3 protein-coding genes and 1 pseudogene are annotated in these 2,764 nt (G+C 70.4%); 1 reads left to right on the forward strand and 3 read right to left on the reverse strand.

Features of this window, described 5'->3' with window-relative positions; translation table 11 throughout:
- The first annotated feature begins 108 nt into the window (after positions 1-108).
- Entirely contained in the window at positions 109-804 is a 696-nt protein-coding gene (hemQ, locus tag G6030_RS07490; RefSeq protein ID WP_182642689.1) for a hydrogen peroxide-dependent heme synthase, read from the forward strand.
- An 82-nt stretch (positions 805-886) separates the two neighbouring features.
- Here the strand turns inward: hemQ and msrB are convergent, their stop codons facing one another.
- The 3 genes and pseudogenes from msrB to G6030_RS07505 form a co-directional block, all read right to left on the reverse strand.
- Entirely contained in the window at positions 887-1,321 is a 435-nt protein-coding gene (gene msrB / locus G6030_RS07495; RefSeq protein ID WP_182642690.1) for a peptide-methionine (R)-S-oxide reductase MsrB, read from the reverse strand.
- Between the two features lie 9 nt (positions 1,322-1,330).
- Entirely contained in the window at positions 1,331-2,527 is a 1,197-nt protein-coding gene (locus tag G6030_RS07500; RefSeq protein ID WP_347238605.1) for a glycosyltransferase family 87 protein, read from the reverse strand.
- Positions 2,528-2,580: 53 nt separating this feature from the next.
- A pseudogene (locus G6030_RS07505) lies at positions 2,581-2,764 on the reverse strand (alpha/beta hydrolase); the annotation flags it as partial.

Below are 2,764 nucleotides of genomic sequence, written 5' to 3' on the forward strand. Positions count from 1 at the left end.
GGCGTGGAGCTCGTGGGCGGGGCGACCGAGGGCGTGGGGGTACCCGCCTGCATCGGGTCGGCACGGGCCGCGGCCCGGCGGCTGGCCGCGAAGTGGCAGGATTGAGCCATGGCACGCCTCGACTACAAGAAGCTCAACTCCACCCTGCGCTACCTCATGTTCTCGGTCTTCACCGTGACGCCCGGGCAGCTCGGCGAGGACCGCGACGCGGTCGCCGCGGATCTCGAGACCTTCCTCGCCCGCTACGAGGGCACGGACGTCGTGGTCCGCGGCCTGTACGACGTCTCCGGCCTGCGCGCCGAGGCCGACTTCATGTTCTGGACCCACGCCGAGCACATCGAGGACCTGCAGCGGTTCTACAACGAGTTCCGGCGCACCACCCTGCTCGGCCGGGCCAGCACCGCGTACTGGTCCAACACCGCCCTGCACCGGCCCGCCGAGTTCAACAAGAGCCACATCCCCGCGTTCCTCGCCGAGGAGGAGCCGGGCGCCTACATCTCGGTGTACCCGTTCGTGCGGTCCTACGAGTGGTACCTGCTGCCCGACGAGGAGCGTCGCCAGATCCTCGCCGAGCACGGCCGCGCCGCCCGTGAGTACCCGGACGTCCGCGCCAACACCGTGCCCGCGTTCTCGCTCGGTGACTACGAGTGGATCCTCGCCTTCGAGGCGCCGCAGCTCGACCGCATCGTCGATCTCATGCGGATCATGCGCTCGACCGAGGCCCGCCGCCACGTGCGCGAGGAGATCCCGTTCTTCACCGGGCCGCGCGTCACGGCCGCGGAGCTCACCGCGTCCCTGCCGTAGGGTTCGCGCGCACCCAGACGTAGCGCGGAAGAAGGGGCCGACCGGAACGGATCCGGTCGGCCCCTTCTCGGGTGTGCCGTGCTCAGCCCTCGGTGGGCTCGAGGGTCAGGCTCACCGAGTTGATGCAGTACCGCAGGTCGGTGGGCGTGCCGTAACCCTCGCCGGCGAACACGTGGCCCAGATGACCGTGGCAGTTGGCGCAGATGACCTCGGTGCGGGTCATGCCGAGCGAGGTGTCCTCGCGCTCGATGACCGCGTCGCCGGCCAGCGGGGTGAAGAACGAGGGCCAGCCGCAGTTCGACTCGAACTTGGCGTCGCTGCGGAACAGCTCGGCGCCGCAGCCGCGGCAGCGGTAGACGCCCTCGGTCTTGGTGTCGTTGTACTCGCCCGTGAAGGGTCGCTCGGTCCCGGCCTGCCGCAGGACCTGGTACTCCGCCGGGGTGAGGCGGCGGCGCCACTCGGCGTCGTCGAGGGTGAAGTCGGGCTGGGGGGTGTGGCTGTCGGTGGGCTTGCTCATGCCCGCAGGCTACGCCGCCGCGGCGGCCGGTGCGATCCGCTCGTGGCGGCGGGGGTCCGAGCGGCGCCAGAGCAGCACCACGAGGACGGTGGCCAGCAGCAGCAGCCAGCCGAGGGTCGGGTGCGCGAACTCGAGCAGCCTCCCGTAGTACGGCCAGCGCGTCGACTCCCAGAAGTCGAGCGTGAAGAAGCCGTAGGCCGCGAGCCACGCCGGCCAGTTGCGCACCAGCGACCTGTCGAGCACCACCGTGAGCATGATGGGGATGAGCATCATGGAGTAGTACATCTGGCCGAGGGTGGAGACGAGGAACACACCGGAGAGGACGACGCCGGAGGTGGTGGCGAGCCACAGGACCTCGTGGTTGTGGCGGTACTCGAGCAGCAGCCACACCGCCAATAGCGTCGCGACCACCACGAGGATCCGCGCGACCAGGATGAGCGGCTCGGGGACCCCGTAGTACAGACCGAGCCCGGCGAGCGAGCTGTTGTAGTAGTCACGCACCTCGCCCATGTAGGCCAGTGTCGTGTCGACGTAGCTGCGGGCGTCGACGGTCAGCGCCCAGCCGGCGGCCATGGCGACGGCGGGGATCGCGGCGGCCGTGACGAACGGCTGCCACTGCCTGCGGATGAGCGGCAGCACGAGCAGGGGCGCGAGCATCGGTTTGATCGCGAGCGACAGGCCGATGGCCACGCCGGCCCACCACAGGCGTCGGCGGTGCAGGAGGTACAGGAACGCGACCTGGCAGAGGAAGATCACGCCGTTGACGTTGGTGAACACCAGCGTGTTGGTGACGGCCTCCGTGCAGAACGCGGCCAGCAGGATCGCGGGGGCGGCGAACGACCGGACGTCCAGGTCGAACAGCCGCATCAGCAGCCACAGCGCGGCGATGATCGCGGCGGTGTTGAGGCCGATGAACAGCCAGCGGGCGAGCGTGTAGTTGTCGATCATCCCGAACGGGGCCAGCATGAACGTCCCGCTGGGGGCGTAGAGGTAGTGCGGCTGGACGGTCAGCAGGTTCTCGGCGTACACCGGCTCGCCGGCGAGGAACCGCCTGGTGGCGGCGTAGACCGTGCCGAAGTCGTTGGTGACGGAGCCGTTGACGGCCCGGATCAGGACACGGTGGATGACGGTCATGATCGCCAGCGGCCACAACACGTGGGCGAGGACGCGGGGCACGGTCATCGTGTTTCGGGTGGGCAACGGCACGCCACGCAGGGTACCGCCTGGCCGTCCGGGGTCGGGCGAGGCGCTCCGGTCGGTCAGGACGGGCATGCGGCGGAGTCCTCGGCGGTGACGGGGTCGGCGAGGAATCCGGTCACCGCGGTTCGGGCGCACCCGGAGTGCAGGATCACGCGCGACCCGGGCGCGCCCCAGGTGAGCGTACGGACGTCGGTGGCGCCGGCGGCGGTGAGCGCGGCGGCGGCCGGTTCGACGGCGGCGGCG

It is taken from the genome of Dietzia sp. E1, from assembly GCF_014145015.1.
GTDB lineage: Bacteria > Actinomycetota > Actinomycetes > Mycobacteriales > Mycobacteriaceae > Dietzia > Dietzia cinnamea_A.

Coding starts and splice junctions, on each gene's coding strand:
- hemQ (WP_182642689.1), top strand. CDS start 109: ATGGCACGCCTCGACTACAAGAAGCTCAACTCCACCCTGCGCTACCTC.
- msrB (WP_182642690.1), bottom strand. CDS start 1,321: ATGAGCAAGCCCACCGACAGCCACACCCCCCAGCCCGACTTCACCCTC.